A 16,599-nucleotide genomic window follows, 5' to 3' on the forward strand; every position below is an offset into this window, starting at 1 on the left:
CGTCGCCCCCATGTACGTGGTGTCGTCATGAACCCTATCGATCACCCGCATGGTGGTGGTGAAGGTCGTACGTCGGGTGGGCGCCATCCGGTAACACCTTGGGGTAAGCCTACTAAAGGTAAGCGTACTCGTTCTAACAAGAAGACTGACCGCCTGATCGTGCGGCGTCGCAAGCCATAAGGGTTTTTGATAGTCATGGCACGTTCAGTTTGGAAAGGTCCGTTTGTAGACGGGCATCTTTTGAAGAAGGCAGACAAGGTTCGCGAATCTGGTCGTAATGAAGTCATCAAGACTTGGTCACGCCGTTCAACCATCCTGCCACAATTCGTTGGTTTGACCTTCGGAGTGCATAACGGAAACAAATTCATTCCGGTATCTGTCTCTGAAGAAATGGTCGGGCATAAATTTGGTGAATTTTCACCAACCCGCACCTATTACGGTCACGCCGCCGACAAGAAATCAAAGCGTTAGGGGCTCACGATGGGTAAGCAAGCAAAACCAAGAGTTCTGGCTGATAGCGAAGCCAAGACCATTGTCCGTAACATCCGGGTTAGCCCTCAAAAGCTCAATTTGGTCGCGACAATGATCCGGGGTATGGATGTAAACAAGGCGATCGCAACCTTGACCTTTTCGCGGCGCCGGATTTCAAACGATGTTGAAAAAGCATTGCAGTCAGCTATCGCAAATGCGGAAAATAACCATTCATTGGATGTGGACCGTCTTTACGTCAAAGAAGCACATGTTGGCAAAGGTCTGGTGATGAAGCGTTTCAAGGCTCGTGCACGCGGTCGCGGCGCACGTATCTTAAAGCCATATTCACATCTGACGATCATTGTCGGTGAAAGAGGAGACCAGTAGATGGGTCAGAAAGTTAAGCCAATTGGTCTGCGTGTTGGTATCAACCGCACATGGGACTCACGCTGGTATGCTGGTCGTAATTACGGCACATTGCTACATGAAGATATCAAACTTCGCGAATATCTGATGGATCGTCTTAAGCAGGCGGCGATCAGCCGCGTTGTTATCGAGCGCCCAGCTGGTCGCGCACGTGTCACAATTCATGCGGGTCGCCCTGGTCTGATCATCGGTAAAAAGGGTCAGGATATTGAAAAGCTACGTGTAGATCTAAGCAAGCGTATTGGTGGTGAAGTTAGCCTGAATATCGTTGAGGTGCGCAAGCCCGAGATTGATGCCAAACTGGTTGCCGAAAATATCGCCCAGCAGCTTGAACGCCGTGTTGGTTTCCGCCGCGCTATGAAGCGTGCGGTTCAGTCAGCCATGCGCCTTGGGGCTTTGGGTGTGCGGATTAATTGTGCTGGTCGTTTGGGTGGTGCTGAGATTGCCCGTACTGAATGGTATCGTGAAGGGCGTGTGCCGCTTCACACATTACGCGCTGAAGTTGATTACGGTGAAGCCACAGCGTTCACCACATATGGTGCCTGTGGCATCAAGGTTTGGGTATTCAAGGGTGAAGTTATGGCTCATGACCCGATGGCACAAGACAAGCGCTTGGCCGAACAGCAAGCTGGCCCTGCGCCACGCGCAAACGGTTAAGACGAGGGAGATTAAGTCATGCTTTCGCCAAAGCGTACCAAGTTCCGTAAGGCTCACAAAGGCCGTATCCATGGTAATGCCAAGGGTGGAACACAGTTGAATTTTGGGTCTTATGGCTTGAAGGCCATGTCACCTGAGCGTGTTACAGCGCGCCAGATTGAGGCAGCACGTCGTGCAATTACACGTCACCTGCGCCGTACTGGCCGTGTATGGATCCGCATTTTCCCTGATGTGCCTGTATCATCAAAGCCTGCCGAAGTACGGATGGGTAAAGGTAAAGGTTCACCCGAATTTTGGGTGGCCCGCGTAAAGCCAGGCCGCATCATGTTTGAAATTGATGGTGTTCCGTGGGAATTGGCACAAGAAGCATTCCGTCTTGCTGCCGCCAAGCTTCCGCTTGATACCAAAATTGTTCGTCGTCTTGGCGATAGCGATTAGAAAGAGGCATTAAGATGGCAACCGTTAAGGCTGAAGAGCTTCGTGCTAAAACACCCGATGAGCTGAAATCTCAGCTTATTGATCTGAAGAAAGAGCAGTTCAATCTGCGTTTCCAGATTGCTGGTGGACAGAATGAAAACCCGGCGCGTGCACGTATTGTGCGCCGCGAAATTGCCCGCATCAAAACTGTACTTGGCCAATTAGCCAGTGCAGAAAATGCAGCTAAGTAAGGAAAGCAAGTTATGCCAAAGCGTACCATGCAGGGAACCGTTGTGAGCGATAAGGCCGACAAGACTGTAACAGTCCTTGTTGAGCGTCGCATCATGCACCCGGTTTATAAAAAGATTATTACCAAGTCGAAGAAGTTTGCGGCGCATGATGCTGAAAACCACTTCAAAGAGGGTGATTTTGTTCGCATCCGCGAATGTGCACCGATTTCAAAGTCAAAGGTCTATGAAGTGATCTATGACGATGCAGCCAAAGCCTAGGGGAGACTGACATGATTCAAATGCAGTCAAATCTTGAAGTTGCCGATAACTCAGGTGCACGCCGGGTTCAATGTATCAAGGTGCTTGGTGGTTCCGGCCGCAAAGTGGCTGGTGTAGGTGACGTTATCGTGGTGTCTGTTAAGGAAGCGATTCCACGCGGCAAGGTCAAGAAGGGCGATGTGCATCGTGCTGTTATTGTCCGTACCGCCAAGGAAATCCGTCGTGCAGATGGTAGTGCTATCCGTTTTGACCGTAACGCTGCTGTTTTGCTTAACAAGCAGGACGAGCCAATCGGTACACGTATCTTTGGTCCTGTAACACGTGAATTACGTAGCAAGAAATTCATGAAAATCGTTTCGCTTGCGCCGGAGGTGCTGTGATGGCTGATAAGTTCAAGATTAAAAAAGGCGACCAGGTGATTGTGATCACGGGCCGTGATAAGGGCAAAAAAGGCGAAGTCCTCGAAGTGCTTCGTGCTGAATCCCGTGTTCGTGTTCAGGGTATCAACATGGTGAAACGGCATCGGCGTCCAACCCAGAATGATGCTGGTGGCATCATTCCGATGGAAGCCCCAATGCATATTTCTAATGTCGCCCATATTGACCCAGATAACGGCGCCGCAACGCGCGTCGGTTATGAAGTCAAGGATGGCAAAAAAGTTCGGATCGCTCGTCGGTCTGGTAAGGCTCTGGCATAGGCCAGGGTAAGGAGATTAAGCTGAGATGAAAACGCGTTTAGAAGAACATTATCTGACGGCAGTTCGCCCGGCTCTTGTGGAAAAGTTTGGCTATAAAAATGCCATGCAGATTCCAAAGCTTGAGAAGGTCGTCATTAACATGGGTGTCGGTGAAGCCGTGCGTGACTCAAAGAAAATTGATCATGCTACGCGCGAACTGGCTGCGATTACCGGTCAAAAGCCGATTGTGACTCGTTCAAAGAAAGCCAATGCGGCTTTCAAATTGCGCGAAGGTATGCCAATCGGTTGTAAGGTGACACTGCGTCGCGAACAGATGTATGAATTCCTTGATCGTCTGGTAACAATTGCCCTGCCGCGTGTGCGTGACTTCCGCGGTCTGAATGGCAAGAGTTTCGATGGAAATGGCAATTATGCCATGGGTATCAAAGAACAAATCATTTTTCCTGAGGTTGATTACGATCAAGTTGATGAAGTCCGCGGTATGGACATCATTGTGGTCACCACTGCCAATACGGATGATGAAGCCCGCGAATTACTCGCGAACTTTCAGTTTCCGTTCATTAAAGCTTAAGGCAAAGGGGTTAGACATGGCTAAAAAAAGCGCCGTTGAAAAGAATAACAAGCGCAAGCGTATAGTCGCCTCTAAGGGTGCGCGTCGCGCTGCTTTGAAGGCAATAATTAAGAATAAGGAACTGCCAATAGAAGAGCGGTTTCAAGCTGTTTTGAAGCTGGCTGATGAGCCTCGTGACAGCTCGGCAATTCGTGTTCGTAACCGTTGTGAAATCTCAGGACGTCCACGTGGTTACGATCGTAAATTAAGAATGTCTCGAATCGCGCTTCGTGATCTGGCCTCGATGGGTCAGGTGCCGGGTGTCGTGAAATCAAGCTGGTAAGTCAGAGGAGATATAAAAATGTCAATGAGTGATCCTCTAGGTGATATGCTGACCCGTATTCGTAACGGTCAGAATGCACGCAAAAATATCGTATCCAGCCCGTCATCACGGTTTAGGACAAATGTTCTCGAAGTGCTGAAGCGCGAAGGTTATATCCGTAACTATTCTAGCGTTGATGTTCGTCCTGGCATTAAGGAACTGAAGATTGAGCTCAAATATCATGAAGGTGAGCCGGTAATTTCCGAGATCAAGCGCGTGTCACGCCCTGGTCGTCGGGTTTATCATGGTCTTCGTGATTTGCCACGGGTGTATAACGGGCTTGGCATTGCCATTCTGTCCACACCACGCGGTGTTCTATCAGATAATGAGGCGCGCACAGCCAAAGTTGGCGGCGAAGTCCTCTGCCACGTATTTTAGGGAGCTGTTTAGATGTCTCGTGTCGGAAACAGTGCGATTGCTATCCCGTCGGATGTGACAGTGTCACAAGAAGGCGGCATGGTTATTGTTAAAGGTAAAAATGGTGAGCTTAGCGCGCCGTTGCATAATGATGTTGAATTGTCGGTTGCTGATAATATGGCAACTGTTGCACCGCGCCGTAATTCAAAGCAGGCAAAAGCGCTTTGGGGTACTATGCGGGCAACTGTCAATAATATGGTAGCTGGTGTCACTGCTGGATTTACGCGCAAGCTTGAAATCAACGGTGTTGGTTATCGTGCGGCAATGCAGGGTAACAAGCTTGTTCTTAGCTTAGGTTTCAGCCATCCGGTTGAAATGGAAGTGCCAACAGGTCTCAATGTAACTGTTGAAGGCAACACGAAGGTGTCCATCAGCGGTGCTGACAAGCAGTTAATCGGCCAGTTTGCATCTGAGGTTCGTTCAAAGCGTCCCCCAGAGCCATTCAAAGGCAAAGGCGTTAAATATGCTGACGAATATATCGTCCGCAAAGAAGGCAAGAAGAAGTAGGGATCGCTCATGTTTACATCAAAAGAACTCTTTGAGCGTCGTAGAGCGCGGAACCGGACAGCCTTGCGCAAGCATGCTGGCGGTCGTCCTCGTCTTTCCGTGCACCGCTCGTCACAGCATATTTACGCACAGATCATTGATGACAAGGCAGGCGTTACACTTGCATCTGCATCAACGTTGGATGCGGATTTTAAAAAGATCAGCAAGAAAACTGCCGATACATCTGCTGCGGCAGAGGTTGGTAAGCTGGTCGCGGCACGGGCACAGGCAAATGGTATTGATACCGTTGTGTTTGACCGTGGCGGTTACATTTTCCATGGTCGGGTAAAGGCGTTGGCTGAAGCCGCGCGTGAAGCCGGTTTGAAATTCTAGGGAGCGTAAGTGATGGCACGTAATAATGACAGGCAGGATCGTAACGCCGCCCGTGAAGAACCAGAAATGCTTGAAAAGCTGGTTGGTATCAACCGCGTAGCAAAAGTTGTCAAAGGTGGTCGCCGTTTTGGATTTGCCGCTCTTGTCGTAGTTGGTGATGGCAAAGGCCGCGCTGGTTTTGGAACAGGTAAAGCGCGCGAGGTGCCTGAGGCAATTCGCAAAGCTACCGAAGGTGCCAAGCGTAACATGGTGCGTATTCCACTTCGTGATGGTCGTACATTGCATCATGACATCAAGGGTGGATATGGTGCTGGTAAGGTTATGCTTCGTGCGGCTCAGGCTGGAACAGGCATCATTGCTGGTGGTCCGATGCGCGCCGTTTTCGAAGTGTTGGGCATTCAGGACATTGTCGCCAAATCAATCGGCAGTTCAAACCCGCATAACATGATCAAGGCAACCTTCTCGGCGCTTACGCACATTCAGGCACCGCGTGCAGTCGCGCAAAAGCGTGGCAAGCGTGTTGGTGATGTGCTTGGCAAACGTGCAGACAAAGGTGCCGGCGACGAAGCCGCCGCATCTTAAGGGAGAGAGTAATCATGGCTGCCAAACAGACAGTTGTAGTAACACAGACCAGAAGCGCGATTGGCCGTCAGGCTGACCAGCGTCAGACCTTGATTGGCCTTGGATTGAACAAGATCGGGCGTACACGCGAGCTTGAAGACACACCGTCAGTGCGCGGTATGATCAATAAGGTCAAGCATCTGGTTAAAGTCGAAGACTAATCATTAAAAGACGATGAAGCGCGGTTCACATCGGATCGCAGGAGCAAGACATGAAACTGAATGAAGTCAAAGATAACGACGGCGCGACCAAGAATGCAAAGCGCGTTGGCCGTGGTATCGGCTCTGGTACCGGTAAAACATCTGGTAGCGGTCACAAAGGTCAGAAAGCACGTTCAGGCGTGTCTATCAACGGCTTTGAGGGCGGTCAGATGCCGATCCATCGTCGTTTGCCAAAGCGTGGCTTTACTAATATTTTCCGCAAGAATTATGTCGAGGTCAATCTTGGCCGCATGCAGGCTGCCATTGATTCAGGTAAGCTGGATGCGGGCAAGCCTGTTGATGCTAAGGCGCTGGTCAATGCGGGTGTGATTTCAAAGGCGCGCGATGGTGTCCGGATCCTCGCAAAAGGCGAACTCAAGGCCAAAAAACTTGAAATTCATGCCGCAGGTGCATCAAAGGCGGCGATCACGGCTGTTGAGGCTGCTGGTGGTAAAGTGGTCATTCCAACAGCATCTGCTGAATAATCGACGTTAGGTATCTAGGTATTATGGCTACAGCATCAGATCGCATGGGCGGCGCAGGATTCGGCGGATTGGCTAAGGCCAGTGAACTAAAAAGCCGTCTCCTGTTTACTGTTGGCGCGCTGATTATCTATCGCCTAGGTACATATCTGCCGATCCCGGGCATTGATCCGGGCGCTTTGTCTGATATTTTTTCACAGCAATCAAGTGGCATTCTGGGCATGTTCGACATGTTCTCTGGCGGTGCCTTGTCACGTATGACGATCTTTGCGTTGAACATCATGCCTTATATTACGGCATCGATTATCATGCAGTTGATGACCGCCATTGTGCCAAGCCTTGAAACTTTGAAGAAAGATGGTGAAAACGGCCGTAAGATCATCAACCAATATACCCGCTATATGACGGTGGTTCTGGCCACGGTTCAGGGTTACGGCATTGCTGTTGGCCTTGAGGCCGCTAGCGGTGTTGTTGGCGACCCGGGGATGTTTTTCCGTGTTACAACAGTTGTTACCTTGGTGGGTGGCACCTTATTCCTGATGTGGCTTGGTGAACAGATCACCAGCCGCGGTGTGGGTAACGGTATTTCGCTGATTATCTTTGCTGGTATTGTGGCTAATTTGCCATCAGCTTTAGCTGGCACCTTAGAGCTAGGTCGAACGGGCGCTTTATCCGCCTTCCTGATTGTTCTGCTTTTTGCGATGGCTATTGGCGTGATTGCCTTCATCGTCTTTATCGAGCGTTCAGTCCGCAAGATTGTGGTGCAATATCCAAAACGCCAGCATGGTAATAAGGTGTTTGGTGGTGACCAGTCCTTTCTACCTTTGAAGATCAACGTACCGGGTGTTATCCCGCCGATTTTTGCATCATCTTTATTGTTGATGCCGATTTCGATCATCAATCTAACTGGCGGTCAAAGCGGTGGTGCTGACTGGCTGGTAACATTGAATGCTTTGCTTGGTCGTGGTCAGCCGCTTTATTTGGCTATCTATATTGGCATGATTGTGTTTTTCGCCTTCTTTTACACAGCGATTGTTTTCAATCCTGAAGATACGGCTGAAAATCTGCGCAAGCATGGAGGCTATGTGCCAGGCATCCGTCCGGGTAAATCAACTGCCGACTATCTGGATTTTGTGCTGACGCGTTTGACGGTTTTGGGTGCAGGTTACTTATCAGCGGTATGTATCTTGCCAGAAATCCTGATTAGTCAATATGCGGTTCCATTTTACTTTGGCGGGACATCTTTGCTGATTGTGGTGACGGTAACGCTTGATACAGTTGGGCAAGTGCAATCGCATCTTCTCGCGCATCAATATGAAGGGCTCGTGAAGAAGTCAAAATTGAAAGGGCGTAGCAGATGAACATAATTCTTTTTGGTGCGCCTGGTGCTGGCAAGGGTACTCAGGCAGAACGTCTGGTTGCTGATCGCGGCATGATACAGTTATCTACTGGTGATATGCTCCGCGGTGCGATTGCGTCTGGCAGTGAGCTTGGATTGCGCGCCAAAGATATTATGGATCGCGGCGATCTGGTATCTGATGATATCATGGTCGGTATGATTGCCGAGCGCATGGATAGCGACGATGCTACTTCTGGATATATTCTTGACGGGTTTCCGCGCACAGTGGCTCAGGCCGAAGCACTAGATGAAATGATGGCAAGCCGGGGCGATGAAATTGCCCATGTTATTGAAATTAAAGTTGATGAAGCTGCGTTGTTTGCACGGATTGAAAATCGCGCAAAGGAATCAGGTGGCACCCGTAGTGACGATAACGCAGAAACCTTGCGTAACCGTCTTGCGGTTTATCATGAGAATACGGCGCCGTTACTTCCCTTTTACCAAGCCAAAGGGAAATTGCGGAGTATTGACGGTATGACCTCTATTGAGGATGTGGCGTCAGAAATAAATAAGATACTTGGATGAACTTATAGCGTTTAGGTTGACTGTAACTGGGGAATGCCTATAATTCGCCGTTTTCTGGATCATGTTCCAGAATGGCGTTAATGGGCAAAACCCAAGCCAAACTAGCCGTTAAATATAAAGGAGCCAGATAGTGGCACGAATTGCTGGTGTAAATATTCCGACCAAAAAGCGGGTCGAGATCGCACTGACCTATATTCATGGTATTGGTACAACCACGGCCAAGAATATTTGTGAGCGAGCGGGCGTTCCAGACGAACGTCGGGTTAATGATTTGTCTGAAGAAGAGCTGACAAAACTGCGTGATATTATTGACGCAGATGTTCTTGTTGAAGGTGATCTACGTCGCCAGACATCGATGAATATCAAGCGCTATCTTGACCTTGGTTGTCTGCGCGGGCTTCGCCATCGCCGCAGTCTGCCAGTGCGTGGTCAGCGTACCCATACCAATGCACGTACCCGCAAAGGCCCCGCAAAGGCCATTGCCGGTAAGAAGAAATAATCGCGGGACATCAGGAGAGCAAAAATGGCAAAACAACCTAGCCAAGGCAGAGTTCGTCGTCGCGAGCGCAAAAATATCACTAATGGCGTAGCACATGTGAACTCGACATTTAATAATACAATGATCACCATCACCGATGTTCAGGGCAATGCAATTGCGTGGGCATCTGCTGGTGGCATGGGCTTTAAGGGATCGCGCAAATCGACCCCGTTTGCCGCGCAGATGGCCGCTGAAGATGCTGGTCGTAAAGCTGCAGACCATGGTATGAAATCATTGGACGTACAAGTGCGTGGCCCGGGTTCGGGTCGTGAGTCAGCTTTACGCGCATTGCAGTCAGTCGGTTTTAATGTGACATCAATTCGCGATGTAACTCCAATTCCGCACAATGGATGTCGCCCGCGTAAGCGTCGTCGCGTTTAACCTCGCCTGTATAACATACATAGTCGGGTGCCGCCTTTCGTGGCACCGGGTGCTAACCTCCTATAAAAGGACATCGCCATGATTGAAAAGAATTGGCTGGATCTGAAAAAGCCGGATGAACTTGAAATTAAAGTATCTGAATATAACCCAAGTCAGGCGGTTGTTGCTGTTGGGCCTTTTGAACGTGGTTTCGGTGTAACGATCGGTAATGCACTTCGTCGTGTTTTGCTGTCATCTTTACAAGGTTCAGCAATTACCGCCGTCCAGATCCAGGGTGTTGTGCACGAATTTTCATCTATCCCGGGTGTCCGTGAAGATGTTACCGATCTAGTTCTGAATCTAAAGGGCGTCGCTGTCCGCAAAGACGAAGAAGGTTCAAAGCGCCTGCGTCTTACAGCCGAAGGCCCGTTGGCTGTTACAGCTGGTATGATTTCGGAAAGCGCCGGTGTTGAAATCATGAATCCAGACCATGTTCTGTGTCATCTTGATAAGGGTGCCAGCTTGGCCATGGAACTGACAGTGGCTTCGGGTAAAGGCTATGTTCCAGCTGTTGCTAACCGCAGTGAAGATTCACCAATCGGCCTTATTCCGATCGATGCTATCTTCAGCCCGGTTCTGCAAGTGGCATATAAAGTTGAAAATGCCCGTGTTGGCCAGATCACTGACTATGACAAATTGCTTTTGACCCTTGAAACGGATGGGTCGGTTACCCCTGAAGATGCTGTTGCCTATGCGGCGCGTATCTTGCAGGAGCAGTTGCAGACCTTCATCAACTTTGAAGAGCCAAAGTCGAATACTCAGGATGAAGATCCTGATCCATTGCCATTTAGCCGTAATCTGCTTCGTAAGGTTGACGAGCTTGAGCTATCAGTCCGTTCGGCTAACTGTCTGAAAAATGACAATATCGTCTATATCGGCGATCTTGTTCTTAAAACCGAGCATGAAATGCTTCGAACACCTAATTTTGGTCGTAAGTCGTTGAATGAGATTAAGGAAGTGCTGAAAGGCATGGAACTTGAGCTTGGTATGGATATTGCCAACTGGCCACCAGAGAATGTTGAAGAATTAGCCCGACGCCTCGACGAGCCGTTTTAGGCTGTTAGTCGGATCTTTTTGAAGGAGAATTAAAATGCGTCATCGCAATGCCGGTCGGAAGCTGAACCGTACCTCGCAACATCGTCAGATGTTGTTCAGGAACATGGCGCAGGCGATCATTAAACACGAGCAAATCGTTACAACTCTGCCAAAGGCAAAGGAGCTTCGTCCTGTTGTTGAACGTCTGATTACTCTTGGTAAACGTGGTGATTTGCACGCACGTCGTCTTGCCTTTGCACGTTTGCGCTGCAACGACATGACCAAGAAATTGTTTGATGTGCTTGGCCCGCGCTATAAAGAGCGTAATGGTGGCTATACCCGCGTTATGAAAGCTGGTTACAGATATGGTGACGCCGCGCCGATGGCGGTCATTGAATTTGTTGATCGTGACGAAGATGCCCGCGGCCAGGACTCAGGTCCGGTTATGGGTATGGATGATGAAGCTGAAACCGCCGAAACCGCGGCCTAAGCTAACAGTGATTATGAATATCTGATAAAGGGTGGCATCTGCCGCCCTTTATTTTTGCCTGTCTGCCAGCACATGCGATATATTGAATTTGGTGATATAAAGGGGCAAAATAGCACTGGCGGCATCGCCGTGCTTAGGCGATTATACCCTCATGAATGAATTTGATTTCGGCGATAAAAATATGGGTGTGTCCCATAAAGACGTGCCATTGGCCGAAGCCTTGCGCCCCAAAACGCTTGATGATGTGGTTGGCCAAGATGGTTTGATGGGAGATGATGGCCGCCTGCGCTTGATGCTGGCACGTGGCAATCTGGCATCAATCATCCTATGGGGCCCACCTGGTACAGGCAAGACAACGATCGCACGCTTATTGGCTGATGCTGCCGATATGGAATTTGAACCTGTTTCGGCGGTTTTTGACGGCGTTGCCGATTTACGCAAAATCTTTACCCGCGCGACTAGCCGCTTGCGTGATGGCAAACGTACCTTGCTATTCGTCGATGAGGTACATCGTTTCAACAAAGCTCAGCAGGATGGCCTGCTGCCGCGGGTTGAAGATGGCACAGTGACATTGGTGGGGGCAACGACCGAAAATCCGTCCTTTGCGCTTAATGGGGCGCTATTGTCACGCGCACAGGTGCTGGTGCTCGAACGGCTTAACAACGCTGCTCTCGAAGCGCTTTTACAGCGTGTCGAGGCGCATATAGGCGCGTCATTGGCACTTGATGATGATGCCCGCACCGCCTTGATCGCTATGGCTGATGGCGACGGACGCTATCTGTTGAATATGGCGTCTTTAATGGTTGATCTGCCGGCAACACCATTGCTTGATCTTGACGCGATGACGCGGCTGGTGACCAGCAAGGCACCAGCTTTCGACAAGGCTGGCGACCAGCATTATAACCTTATGTCGGCGTTACATAAAACCTTGCGCTCATCGGATGCTGATGCGGGTCTTTATTGGCTGGCACGGATGCTAGCTGGGGGCGAAGATCCACATTATATCCTGCGCCGCCTGACGCGCTTTGCATCCGAAGATATCGGTCTGGCCGAACCCGAAGCCTTGCCGCGCGCCTTGGCCGCTTGGCAGGCCTATGAACGGCTTGGCAGTCCCGAAGGCGATTTGGCTATTGCGGGTTTGGTGATCTATCTGGCCACCGCGCCAAAATCGAATGCCGCCTATAAGGCGTTTAAAGCCGCGACAAAGGCCGCCATGACAACCGGATCATTATCGCCGCCAGCCCATATTCTGAATGCGCCGACTAAAATGATGAAAGAGCTTGGCTATGGTGCGAATTATCAATATGACCATGATGACCCGGATGGGTTTTCCGGACAGAACTGCTTTCCTGATGAAATGGAACGCGCTCAATTCTATCATCCGGTCGAACGTGGATATGAACGTGAAATTGCTAAACGGCTTGCCTATTGGGATAAGTTGAGACAGCAAAAGCATATGGATGATAATAATGGCACATAGGCTCAAGAGGACACAAAGGCTCAAGGGAACATATAAGCATAAGGGCAAAAGATAATGGCGACTGTAACCATGCCCGGTTTTATGATGGTGCTTGTTGTGGCTGCCGGTGGCGCGGTTGGCGCGGTAATACGCTATCTCATATCTTTATGGGTTGGGGCGGGTCTGTTCGGCATCTCGGGGCCCATGGCAACGCTTGCTGTTAATATCGTTGGCTGTGGTTTGATGGGGCTTCTGGCAGGTGCTATTGCGGGTGGATTCTTATTGCCCGACGCATGGCGCGGCTTTGTTGCTGTTGGCCTGTTGGGGGCGTTGACCACATTTTCTAGTTTTGCGCTGGATGCGGGGAATCTAATGCAGCGTCAGGGCGTCTATATGGCGGCTGCTTATGTGGCGGTTTCGGTGCTTTTGTCATTGCTTGTATTTGCCATGGCCTTTGCTGTGATGCGTAGCGTAATGGGAACACAATGATGGCTTCTGCTGACGCCGCCAAATGGCGCTTTGAAACAATTTCCGAAGATGAAGATGGTAGCCGGCTTGATCGCGTCTTGCGCCGCCTTATTCCGGGGTTGGGGCAGGGGCAGATCGAAAAGATGTTGCGTAATGGCCTGATCCGTATTGACGGTGCCAAGGCCAAATCGGCCAGCCGTGTCGCGGTCGGACAGCAAATCCGTTTGCCCATATCTATTGATGCGCTGGCCACAGCTAAACCGGCGGCCAGCAAAATGTCAGCCAAGGCGCTGGGTGCCCCATCGATAGGCGGCGCACCATTACAAAAAACCTTTGATGATATGGTGATTGGCGAAGGTAAAGGCTGGCTTGCATTAAACAAGCCAAGCGGGCTTGCGGTGCAGGGTGGGACAGGCACAAAACAGCATGTTGACGGGATGCTGGCGGGACTGGCCGCACGTGGTGGCGATAGATTGCGGTTGGTTCACCGGATTGACAAGGATACCTCTGGCGTTTTATTGCTGGCCAAGACTTTGCAATCAGCGCGAAGTCTGACTGACGCCTTTCATAAGCATGCGATTGAAAAAACCTATCTGGCGTTATGTATGGGCTTGCCGCCTGAAGATGGCGCGATCAAACAGGCGATCAGCAAATTACCGGGCAAGTCTGGCGAGCGCATGGTGGCTGATGATGAGGGGCAATCTGCGCATACATTGTTCCGGCGGGTCGATCATGCAGGTCGCAAGCTGACCTTGATGGCGTTGCGGCCACTCACGGGGCGGACGCATCAGCTACGCATCCATATGGCGCTGATCGGGCATGTGATTTGCGGTGATGGCAAATATGGCGGGGTCGATGCGCATCCTGGCGGCATGGTTGCGCGGCAGTTGCATCTTCATGCGTGGCAGTTGAAACTACCCGATGGCAAGCTGATCACGGCTCCACCTAGCCCGCATATGGTGACCAGCCTTGATGCGCTGGGGCTATCAATGCCGCCAAAAGGCTGGCGGTTTCAGGATTTTTAAGGGTGAGTCGTAGTTACTAAGGATTGAACATGCAGACGCGGAAACGATTTTACAAGGATGTGCGTGCAATCGAGGCTGATACAGGCTGGCAGGTCGCGCTTGATGGGCGTGCTGTCAAAACACCAGCAGGCAGTCAGCTATTCATGCCGACAGCGGCGCTGGCTGAGGCGATTGCGGCGGAATGGGATGCGCAGGATGATGATATCAACCCAGCAAGCATGCCGCTTTTCGCCTATGCGGTGACAGCCTGTGATCGGGTGGCTAGCCAGCGCGCGGCGGTGATTGCCGAAATCACCAGTTATGGCGGCAATGATCTATTATGCTATCGGGCAGAGGAAGCGGATCTGGCGGCACGTCAGGCGGTAGCATGGCAAAACTGGCTCGATTGGGCAGCGCGTGAGTTACAGGCACCCTTGATCGTGGCGCGTTCGATCATGCCGGTCAATCAGCCAGATCATGCGATTGCGGCCTTGCGCCGTTGCGTTGAATCCTATGATGACTGGCATCTGGCGATTTTGCACCGGACAGTCAGTCTGGGCGGGTCGCTGGTGATGGGGCTGGCCTGGATCCGCGGTGCTATCGATAACGAAACGTTCTTTGCGACAACCTTTCTTGACGAATTATGGCAGGTCGAAAACTGGGGCAATGATTGGGAAGCCGAAGACCGGCGTGCCTTTATCCGCACTGAATTGGACGAGGCGGCACGCTTCCGTGATCTGCTCAAATGATGCGTGGACTCACTTATTTTTGTTCCCGTTATGTTTCACGTGAAACATTTTTTAAAACAGGTGCGGATATGACGTGGATGCGCGTTTTTCGGATTATGGGGGAATAATATGAGACCCGTGGCACCGCAGATTCTGACACGATTATCGCGCTATAGGGTGGATTATTTGGGCCCGCATGCGGCGGCGATACTGGCCGAACTACACCGCGCATCGGCGGTGCCTTTGCCGCTGACGATTGTCACGCTGGCGGCGGCTTTGGTCGATATTGTCGCGCATGAAGCGGCAGGCCCATCGGGCTATTTGGATGGCGCGGCCTTTGCTTATGCGGGGAATAAGGCGGCGCTGGGCTGGCTTCGTGGGCGGCGCAATAGCATCCTGCATCATGAAGCCCCGTCTGATGGCTTGATGGGTGAGAGCGATGCGGAGCAGTGGCAGATGAATGATGCCGAGCGCGCATTAACCGCATTGCTAGATTATCTGGAAGATATTTCAATCACTGATGATGATGAATGAGGCGTGCCCCCCAAAGCGGCGTGACCCCAAAATAGGCGAGTCATCTGATTAAGCCGCGATGTGCCCGTATGATAGGCAGTGGGGTTGGCAAAAGGCGGGAATCATTATGCTGGTTTTGGCTGATAGGCAAGCGGGCTGGCCGCGCCGAAATGCGTGTCAAAATGCGCGCGCATGGCGTCATCTAGCTGATCATAGGTCACCTTATGTCCCAGCGCATGCAGTGAGGTCACGCCGGCATCGGTGACGCCGCAAGGGACGATCGCGTCAAAGGCGGCCAGATCGGGCGCCAGATTGATAGCGATGCCATGCCAGGTGACCCAGCGGCTGACCCGCACGCCAATGGCGGCGATCTTGTCATAGCCGGAGACGCTGTTGCCTGTCTGCACCCAGATGCCAGGCAGACCCGCGCGCCGCGTACCGGTGACGCCAAAGACAGCGATGATATCGATGATCCAGCCTTCGAGCGCATGCACATAGGCGCGGATATCGCCCCCACGGGCGGCCAGATCAAGCATGACATAGGCGATGCGCTGACCCGGGCCATGATATGTCCATTGCCCGCCGCGTCCGGTGCGATGCGTGGGGATGGCGGGATCGGGCAGCAGCAGATCGGCATCACGCGCCGAGGTGCCGCCCGTATAGACCGCCGCATGTTCGAGCAGCCAGACCGCCTCAGACGCGTTATCAGCGCGGATCGTGGCATTATGCGCGCCCATGGACTCGACGATGGGCAGATAGGGCTGTTGGCCGGAAAAGGATTGCCATGTGACGGATGATGTGCCTGATGATGTTTCCGTTGATGCGGCTTTGGGGGCGGCTTTGGGGGTGGTGATGTGTGACTCGGACGGCATGGTGGGGGCGATCTCAATTATCAAAGGCTGTTATATGGGGCATGGCCGGATATGGATAGGACATGAAGACAGGACATGAAGACAGGATGACCCCACGCGGCGGTGCCTGTCAAGATGGGTTGAGGGCAATGATGATGCGCATGGTGGCGGGGATCATGCTGGGGGATCATGTTGGGGGATCATGCTGGAGGATCATGCGGGGGCGTAGGGCGTGCGATAGGGCTGGCAAAGTTGGGGCTTGATTAAAGCCAGGCATAATGACATATAGAGGGCACCTCAAACGTGCGGCCGTGGCGGAATTGGTAGACGCGCAGCGTTGAGGTCGCTGTGGGCTAACCCCCGTGGAAGTTCGAGTCTTCTCGGCCGCACCATTCTCTGCAACATTTTATGTGTAACCAATTGAAATGCTTCACTTCATGTGTCTGCATGACGATTGGTGT

Annotated in this window: 29 protein-coding genes, 1 tRNA gene and 1 pseudogene; 30 read left to right on the forward strand and 1 reads right to left on the reverse strand. The window is 51.5% G+C overall.

Annotation, left to right across the window (positions count from 1 at the left end; genetic code table 11):
* The 28 genes and pseudogenes from rplB to ACTF7Q_RS07840 form a co-directional block, all read left to right on the forward strand.
* Positions 1–180 (forward strand): annotated as a pseudogene (rplB, locus tag ACTF7Q_RS07705) (50S ribosomal protein L2); the annotation flags it as partial.
* 15 nt (positions 181–195) lie between these two features.
* On the forward strand, positions 196–471 hold the full coding sequence (rpsS, locus tag ACTF7Q_RS07710; RefSeq protein ID WP_013047264.1) for a 30S ribosomal protein S19: 276 nt from the start codon (positions 196–198) through the stop codon (positions 469–471).
* A gap of 9 nt (positions 472–480) precedes the next feature.
* Positions 481–858 carry a 50S ribosomal protein L22 gene (rplV, locus tag ACTF7Q_RS07715; RefSeq protein ID WP_438997272.1) on the forward strand — a complete coding sequence of 126 codons (378 nt, stop codon included), beginning with the start codon at positions 481–483 and terminating at the stop codon, positions 856–858.
* The gene (gene rpsC, locus ACTF7Q_RS07720; RefSeq protein ID WP_438997273.1) at positions 859–1,554 is read left to right on the forward strand and encodes a 30S ribosomal protein S3; all 696 of its coding nucleotides are present in this window, start codon (positions 859–861) and stop codon (positions 1,552–1,554) included. It abuts the gene before it with no gap.
* 18 nt (positions 1,555–1,572) lie between these two features.
* Entirely contained in the window at positions 1,573–1,992 is a 420-nt protein-coding gene (rplP, locus tag ACTF7Q_RS07725) for a 50S ribosomal protein L16 (RefSeq protein ID WP_013047267.1), read from the forward strand.
* Positions 1,993–2,006: 14 nt separating this feature from the next.
* Positions 2,007–2,222 (forward strand): 50S ribosomal protein L29, encoded by a 216-nt coding sequence (rpmC, locus tag ACTF7Q_RS07730; protein WP_438997274.1) that lies wholly within the window; start codon positions 2,007–2,009, stop codon positions 2,220–2,222.
* A 12-nt stretch (positions 2,223–2,234) separates the two neighbouring features.
* Positions 2,235–2,480: a 30S ribosomal protein S17 gene (rpsQ, locus tag ACTF7Q_RS07735; RefSeq protein ID WP_013047269.1), complete on the forward strand. Its 246-nt coding sequence runs from the start codon at positions 2,235–2,237 to the stop codon at positions 2,478–2,480.
* Positions 2,481–2,491: 11 nt separating this feature from the next.
* On the forward strand, positions 2,492–2,860 hold the full coding sequence (gene rplN, locus ACTF7Q_RS07740) for a 50S ribosomal protein L14 (RefSeq protein WP_013047270.1): 369 nt from the start codon (positions 2,492–2,494) through the stop codon (positions 2,858–2,860).
* A complete protein-coding gene (gene rplX / locus ACTF7Q_RS07745; protein WP_013047271.1) occupies positions 2,860–3,177 on the forward strand; it encodes a 50S ribosomal protein L24 in 318 nt (105 codons plus the stop codon). Before rplN ends, rplX begins: the two co-directional genes overlap by 1 nt.
* A gap of 25 nt (positions 3,178–3,202) precedes the next feature.
* The gene (gene rplE / locus ACTF7Q_RS07750) at positions 3,203–3,748 is read left to right on the forward strand and encodes a 50S ribosomal protein L5 (RefSeq protein ID WP_438997275.1); all 546 of its coding nucleotides are present in this window, start codon (positions 3,203–3,205) and stop codon (positions 3,746–3,748) included.
* Between the two features lie 16 nt (positions 3,749–3,764).
* Positions 3,765–4,070, forward strand: a complete 306-nt coding sequence (gene rpsN / locus ACTF7Q_RS07755) for a 30S ribosomal protein S14 (protein WP_438997276.1) — start codon at positions 3,765–3,767, stop codon at positions 4,068–4,070.
* 18 nt (positions 4,071–4,088) lie between these two features.
* Positions 4,089–4,487 (forward strand): 30S ribosomal protein S8, encoded by a 399-nt coding sequence (gene rpsH / locus ACTF7Q_RS07760; protein WP_438997277.1) that lies wholly within the window; start codon positions 4,089–4,091, stop codon positions 4,485–4,487.
* Positions 4,488–4,499: 12 nt separating this feature from the next.
* Positions 4,500–5,033, forward strand: coding sequence for a 50S ribosomal protein L6 (rplF, locus tag ACTF7Q_RS07765; protein ID WP_438997278.1), 534 nt, complete (start codon positions 4,500–4,502; stop codon positions 5,031–5,033).
* A 9-nt stretch (positions 5,034–5,042) separates the two neighbouring features.
* Entirely contained in the window at positions 5,043–5,405 is a 363-nt protein-coding gene (gene rplR / locus ACTF7Q_RS07770) for a 50S ribosomal protein L18 (RefSeq protein WP_438997279.1), read from the forward strand.
* A gap of 12 nt (positions 5,406–5,417) precedes the next feature.
* Positions 5,418–5,987 carry a 30S ribosomal protein S5 gene (rpsE, locus tag ACTF7Q_RS07775; protein ID WP_438997280.1) on the forward strand — a complete coding sequence of 190 codons (570 nt, stop codon included), beginning with the start codon at positions 5,418–5,420 and terminating at the stop codon, positions 5,985–5,987.
* Positions 5,988–6,001: 14 nt separating this feature from the next.
* Positions 6,002–6,187 (forward strand): 50S ribosomal protein L30, encoded by a 186-nt coding sequence (gene rpmD / locus ACTF7Q_RS07780; protein ID WP_013047278.1) that lies wholly within the window; start codon positions 6,002–6,004, stop codon positions 6,185–6,187.
* A 50-nt stretch (positions 6,188–6,237) separates the two neighbouring features.
* Positions 6,238–6,711: a 50S ribosomal protein L15 gene (rplO, locus tag ACTF7Q_RS07785; protein ID WP_438997281.1), complete on the forward strand. Its 474-nt coding sequence runs from the start codon at positions 6,238–6,240 to the stop codon at positions 6,709–6,711.
* A 23-nt stretch (positions 6,712–6,734) separates the two neighbouring features.
* Positions 6,735–8,069, forward strand: coding sequence for a preprotein translocase subunit SecY (gene secY, locus ACTF7Q_RS07790; RefSeq protein WP_438997282.1), 1,335 nt, complete (start codon positions 6,735–6,737; stop codon positions 8,067–8,069).
* Positions 8,066–8,632, forward strand: a complete 567-nt coding sequence (locus ACTF7Q_RS07795) for an adenylate kinase (RefSeq protein WP_438997283.1) — start codon at positions 8,066–8,068, stop codon at positions 8,630–8,632. Before secY ends, ACTF7Q_RS07795 begins: the two co-directional genes overlap by 4 nt.
* A 130-nt stretch (positions 8,633–8,762) precedes the next feature.
* Positions 8,763–9,131, forward strand: coding sequence for a 30S ribosomal protein S13 (gene rpsM, locus ACTF7Q_RS07800; RefSeq protein ID WP_332924170.1), 369 nt, complete (start codon positions 8,763–8,765; stop codon positions 9,129–9,131).
* 24 nt (positions 9,132–9,155) lie between these two features.
* Positions 9,156–9,551, forward strand: a complete 396-nt coding sequence (rpsK, locus tag ACTF7Q_RS07805) for a 30S ribosomal protein S11 (protein WP_013047283.1) — start codon at positions 9,156–9,158, stop codon at positions 9,549–9,551.
* A 78-nt stretch (positions 9,552–9,629) separates the two neighbouring features.
* Positions 9,630–10,646 (forward strand): DNA-directed RNA polymerase subunit alpha, encoded by a 1,017-nt coding sequence (locus tag ACTF7Q_RS07810; protein WP_438997284.1) that lies wholly within the window; start codon positions 9,630–9,632, stop codon positions 10,644–10,646.
* A gap of 34 nt (positions 10,647–10,680) precedes the next feature.
* Entirely contained in the window at positions 10,681–11,115 is a 435-nt protein-coding gene (rplQ, locus tag ACTF7Q_RS07815; protein WP_438997285.1) for a 50S ribosomal protein L17, read from the forward strand.
* 151 nt (positions 11,116–11,266) lie between these two features.
* On the forward strand, positions 11,267–12,595 hold the full coding sequence (locus ACTF7Q_RS07820; protein ID WP_438997286.1) for a replication-associated recombination protein A: 1,329 nt from the start codon (positions 11,267–11,269) through the stop codon (positions 12,593–12,595).
* 54 nt (positions 12,596–12,649) lie between these two features.
* Complete coding sequence (locus ACTF7Q_RS07825) at positions 12,650–13,063, forward strand: fluoride efflux transporter FluC (protein WP_438997287.1); 414 nt, start codon at positions 12,650–12,652, stop codon at positions 13,061–13,063.
* A complete protein-coding gene (locus ACTF7Q_RS07830; RefSeq protein ID WP_438997288.1) occupies positions 13,063–14,067 on the forward strand; it encodes an RluA family pseudouridine synthase in 1,005 nt (334 codons plus the stop codon). The genes ACTF7Q_RS07825 and ACTF7Q_RS07830 overlap by 1 nt, the downstream gene beginning before the upstream one ends.
* A gap of 29 nt (positions 14,068–14,096) precedes the next feature.
* Positions 14,097–14,795 carry an ATP12 family chaperone protein gene (locus tag ACTF7Q_RS07835; RefSeq protein WP_438997289.1) on the forward strand — a complete coding sequence of 233 codons (699 nt, stop codon included), beginning with the start codon at positions 14,097–14,099 and terminating at the stop codon, positions 14,793–14,795.
* Between the two features lie 108 nt (positions 14,796–14,903).
* Entirely contained in the window at positions 14,904–15,308 is a 405-nt protein-coding gene (locus ACTF7Q_RS07840; protein WP_438997290.1) for a hypothetical protein, read from the forward strand.
* Between the two features lie 104 nt (positions 15,309–15,412).
* On the opposite strand, the gene lipB is transcribed toward ACTF7Q_RS07840, so the two are convergent.
* Complete coding sequence (gene lipB, locus ACTF7Q_RS07845) at positions 15,413–16,159, reverse strand: lipoyl(octanoyl) transferase LipB (protein WP_438997291.1); 747 nt, start codon at positions 16,157–16,159, stop codon at positions 15,413–15,415.
* A gap of 62 nt (positions 16,160–16,221) precedes the next feature.
* Between lipB and ACTF7Q_RS07850 the strand changes: the two genes are divergently transcribed.
* Both ACTF7Q_RS07850 and ACTF7Q_RS07855 read left to right on the forward strand, forming a co-directional pair.
* Entirely contained in the window at positions 16,222–16,401 is a 180-nt protein-coding gene (locus ACTF7Q_RS07850; RefSeq protein WP_438997292.1) for a hypothetical protein, read from the forward strand.
* Positions 16,402–16,443: 42 nt separating this feature from the next.
* Positions 16,444–16,530: transfer RNA gene (locus tag ACTF7Q_RS07855), tRNA-Leu, on the forward strand.
* The last annotated feature ends 69 nt before the right edge of the window (positions 16,531–16,599 follow it).

Source organism: Puniceispirillum sp. (SeqCode) (genome assembly GCF_965657105.1).
Lineage (GTDB): Bacteria > Pseudomonadota > Alphaproteobacteria > Puniceispirillales > Puniceispirillaceae > Puniceispirillum.

Excerpts from the sequence above, each read along its gene's own strand:
- rpsQ (WP_013047269.1), top strand. The coding sequence starts at position 2,235 with ATGCCAAAGCGTACCATGCAGGGAACCGTTGTGAGCGATAAGGCCGAC.
- rpsN (WP_438997276.1), top strand. The coding sequence starts at position 3,765 with ATGGCTAAAAAAAGCGCCGTTGAAAAGAATAACAAGCGCAAGCGTATA.
- rplF (WP_438997278.1), top strand. The coding sequence starts at position 4,500 with ATGTCTCGTGTCGGAAACAGTGCGATTGCTATCCCGTCGGATGTGACA.
- rplO (WP_438997281.1), top strand. The coding sequence starts at position 6,238 with ATGAAACTGAATGAAGTCAAAGATAACGACGGCGCGACCAAGAATGCA.
- rplV (WP_438997272.1), top strand. The coding sequence starts at position 481 with ATGGGTAAGCAAGCAAAACCAAGAGTTCTGGCTGATAGCGAAGCCAAG.
- secY (WP_438997282.1), top strand. The coding sequence starts at position 6,735 with ATGGCTACAGCATCAGATCGCATGGGCGGCGCAGGATTCGGCGGATTG.
- rplQ (WP_438997285.1), top strand. The coding sequence starts at position 10,681 with ATGCGTCATCGCAATGCCGGTCGGAAGCTGAACCGTACCTCGCAACAT.
- ACTF7Q_RS07850 (WP_438997292.1), top strand. The coding sequence starts at position 16,222 with ATGAAGACAGGACATGAAGACAGGATGACCCCACGCGGCGGTGCCTGT.
- ACTF7Q_RS07820 (WP_438997286.1), top strand. The coding sequence starts at position 11,267 with ATGAATGAATTTGATTTCGGCGATAAAAATATGGGTGTGTCCCATAAA.
- ACTF7Q_RS07835 (WP_438997289.1), top strand. The coding sequence starts at position 14,097 with ATGCAGACGCGGAAACGATTTTACAAGGATGTGCGTGCAATCGAGGCT.
- rplN (WP_013047270.1), top strand. The coding sequence starts at position 2,492 with ATGATTCAAATGCAGTCAAATCTTGAAGTTGCCGATAACTCAGGTGCA.
- ACTF7Q_RS07825 (WP_438997287.1), top strand. The coding sequence starts at position 12,650 with ATGGCGACTGTAACCATGCCCGGTTTTATGATGGTGCTTGTTGTGGCT.
- rpsS (WP_013047264.1), top strand. The coding sequence starts at position 196 with ATGGCACGTTCAGTTTGGAAAGGTCCGTTTGTAGACGGGCATCTTTTG.
- rpmC (WP_438997274.1), top strand. The coding sequence starts at position 2,007 with ATGGCAACCGTTAAGGCTGAAGAGCTTCGTGCTAAAACACCCGATGAG.
- rpsK (WP_013047283.1), top strand. The coding sequence starts at position 9,156 with ATGGCAAAACAACCTAGCCAAGGCAGAGTTCGTCGTCGCGAGCGCAAA.
- rplR (WP_438997279.1), top strand. The coding sequence starts at position 5,043 with ATGTTTACATCAAAAGAACTCTTTGAGCGTCGTAGAGCGCGGAACCGG.
- rpsC (WP_438997273.1), top strand. The coding sequence starts at position 859 with ATGGGTCAGAAAGTTAAGCCAATTGGTCTGCGTGTTGGTATCAACCGC.
- rpsE (WP_438997280.1), top strand. The coding sequence starts at position 5,418 with ATGGCACGTAATAATGACAGGCAGGATCGTAACGCCGCCCGTGAAGAA.
- lipB (WP_438997291.1), bottom strand. The coding sequence starts at position 16,159 with ATGCCGTCCGAGTCACACATCACCACCCCCAAAGCCGCCCCCAAAGCC.
- rplE (WP_438997275.1), top strand. The coding sequence starts at position 3,203 with ATGAAAACGCGTTTAGAAGAACATTATCTGACGGCAGTTCGCCCGGCT.
- ACTF7Q_RS07830 (WP_438997288.1), top strand. The coding sequence starts at position 13,063 with ATGGCTTCTGCTGACGCCGCCAAATGGCGCTTTGAAACAATTTCCGAA.
- rpmD (WP_013047278.1), top strand. The coding sequence starts at position 6,002 with ATGGCTGCCAAACAGACAGTTGTAGTAACACAGACCAGAAGCGCGATT.
- ACTF7Q_RS07795 (WP_438997283.1), top strand. The coding sequence starts at position 8,066 with ATGAACATAATTCTTTTTGGTGCGCCTGGTGCTGGCAAGGGTACTCAG.
- rplP (WP_013047267.1), top strand. The coding sequence starts at position 1,573 with ATGCTTTCGCCAAAGCGTACCAAGTTCCGTAAGGCTCACAAAGGCCGT.
- ACTF7Q_RS07810 (WP_438997284.1), top strand. The coding sequence starts at position 9,630 with ATGATTGAAAAGAATTGGCTGGATCTGAAAAAGCCGGATGAACTTGAA.
- rpsH (WP_438997277.1), top strand. The coding sequence starts at position 4,089 with ATGTCAATGAGTGATCCTCTAGGTGATATGCTGACCCGTATTCGTAAC.
- ACTF7Q_RS07840 (WP_438997290.1), top strand. The coding sequence starts at position 14,904 with ATGAGACCCGTGGCACCGCAGATTCTGACACGATTATCGCGCTATAGG.
- rplX (WP_013047271.1), top strand. The coding sequence starts at position 2,860 with ATGGCTGATAAGTTCAAGATTAAAAAAGGCGACCAGGTGATTGTGATC.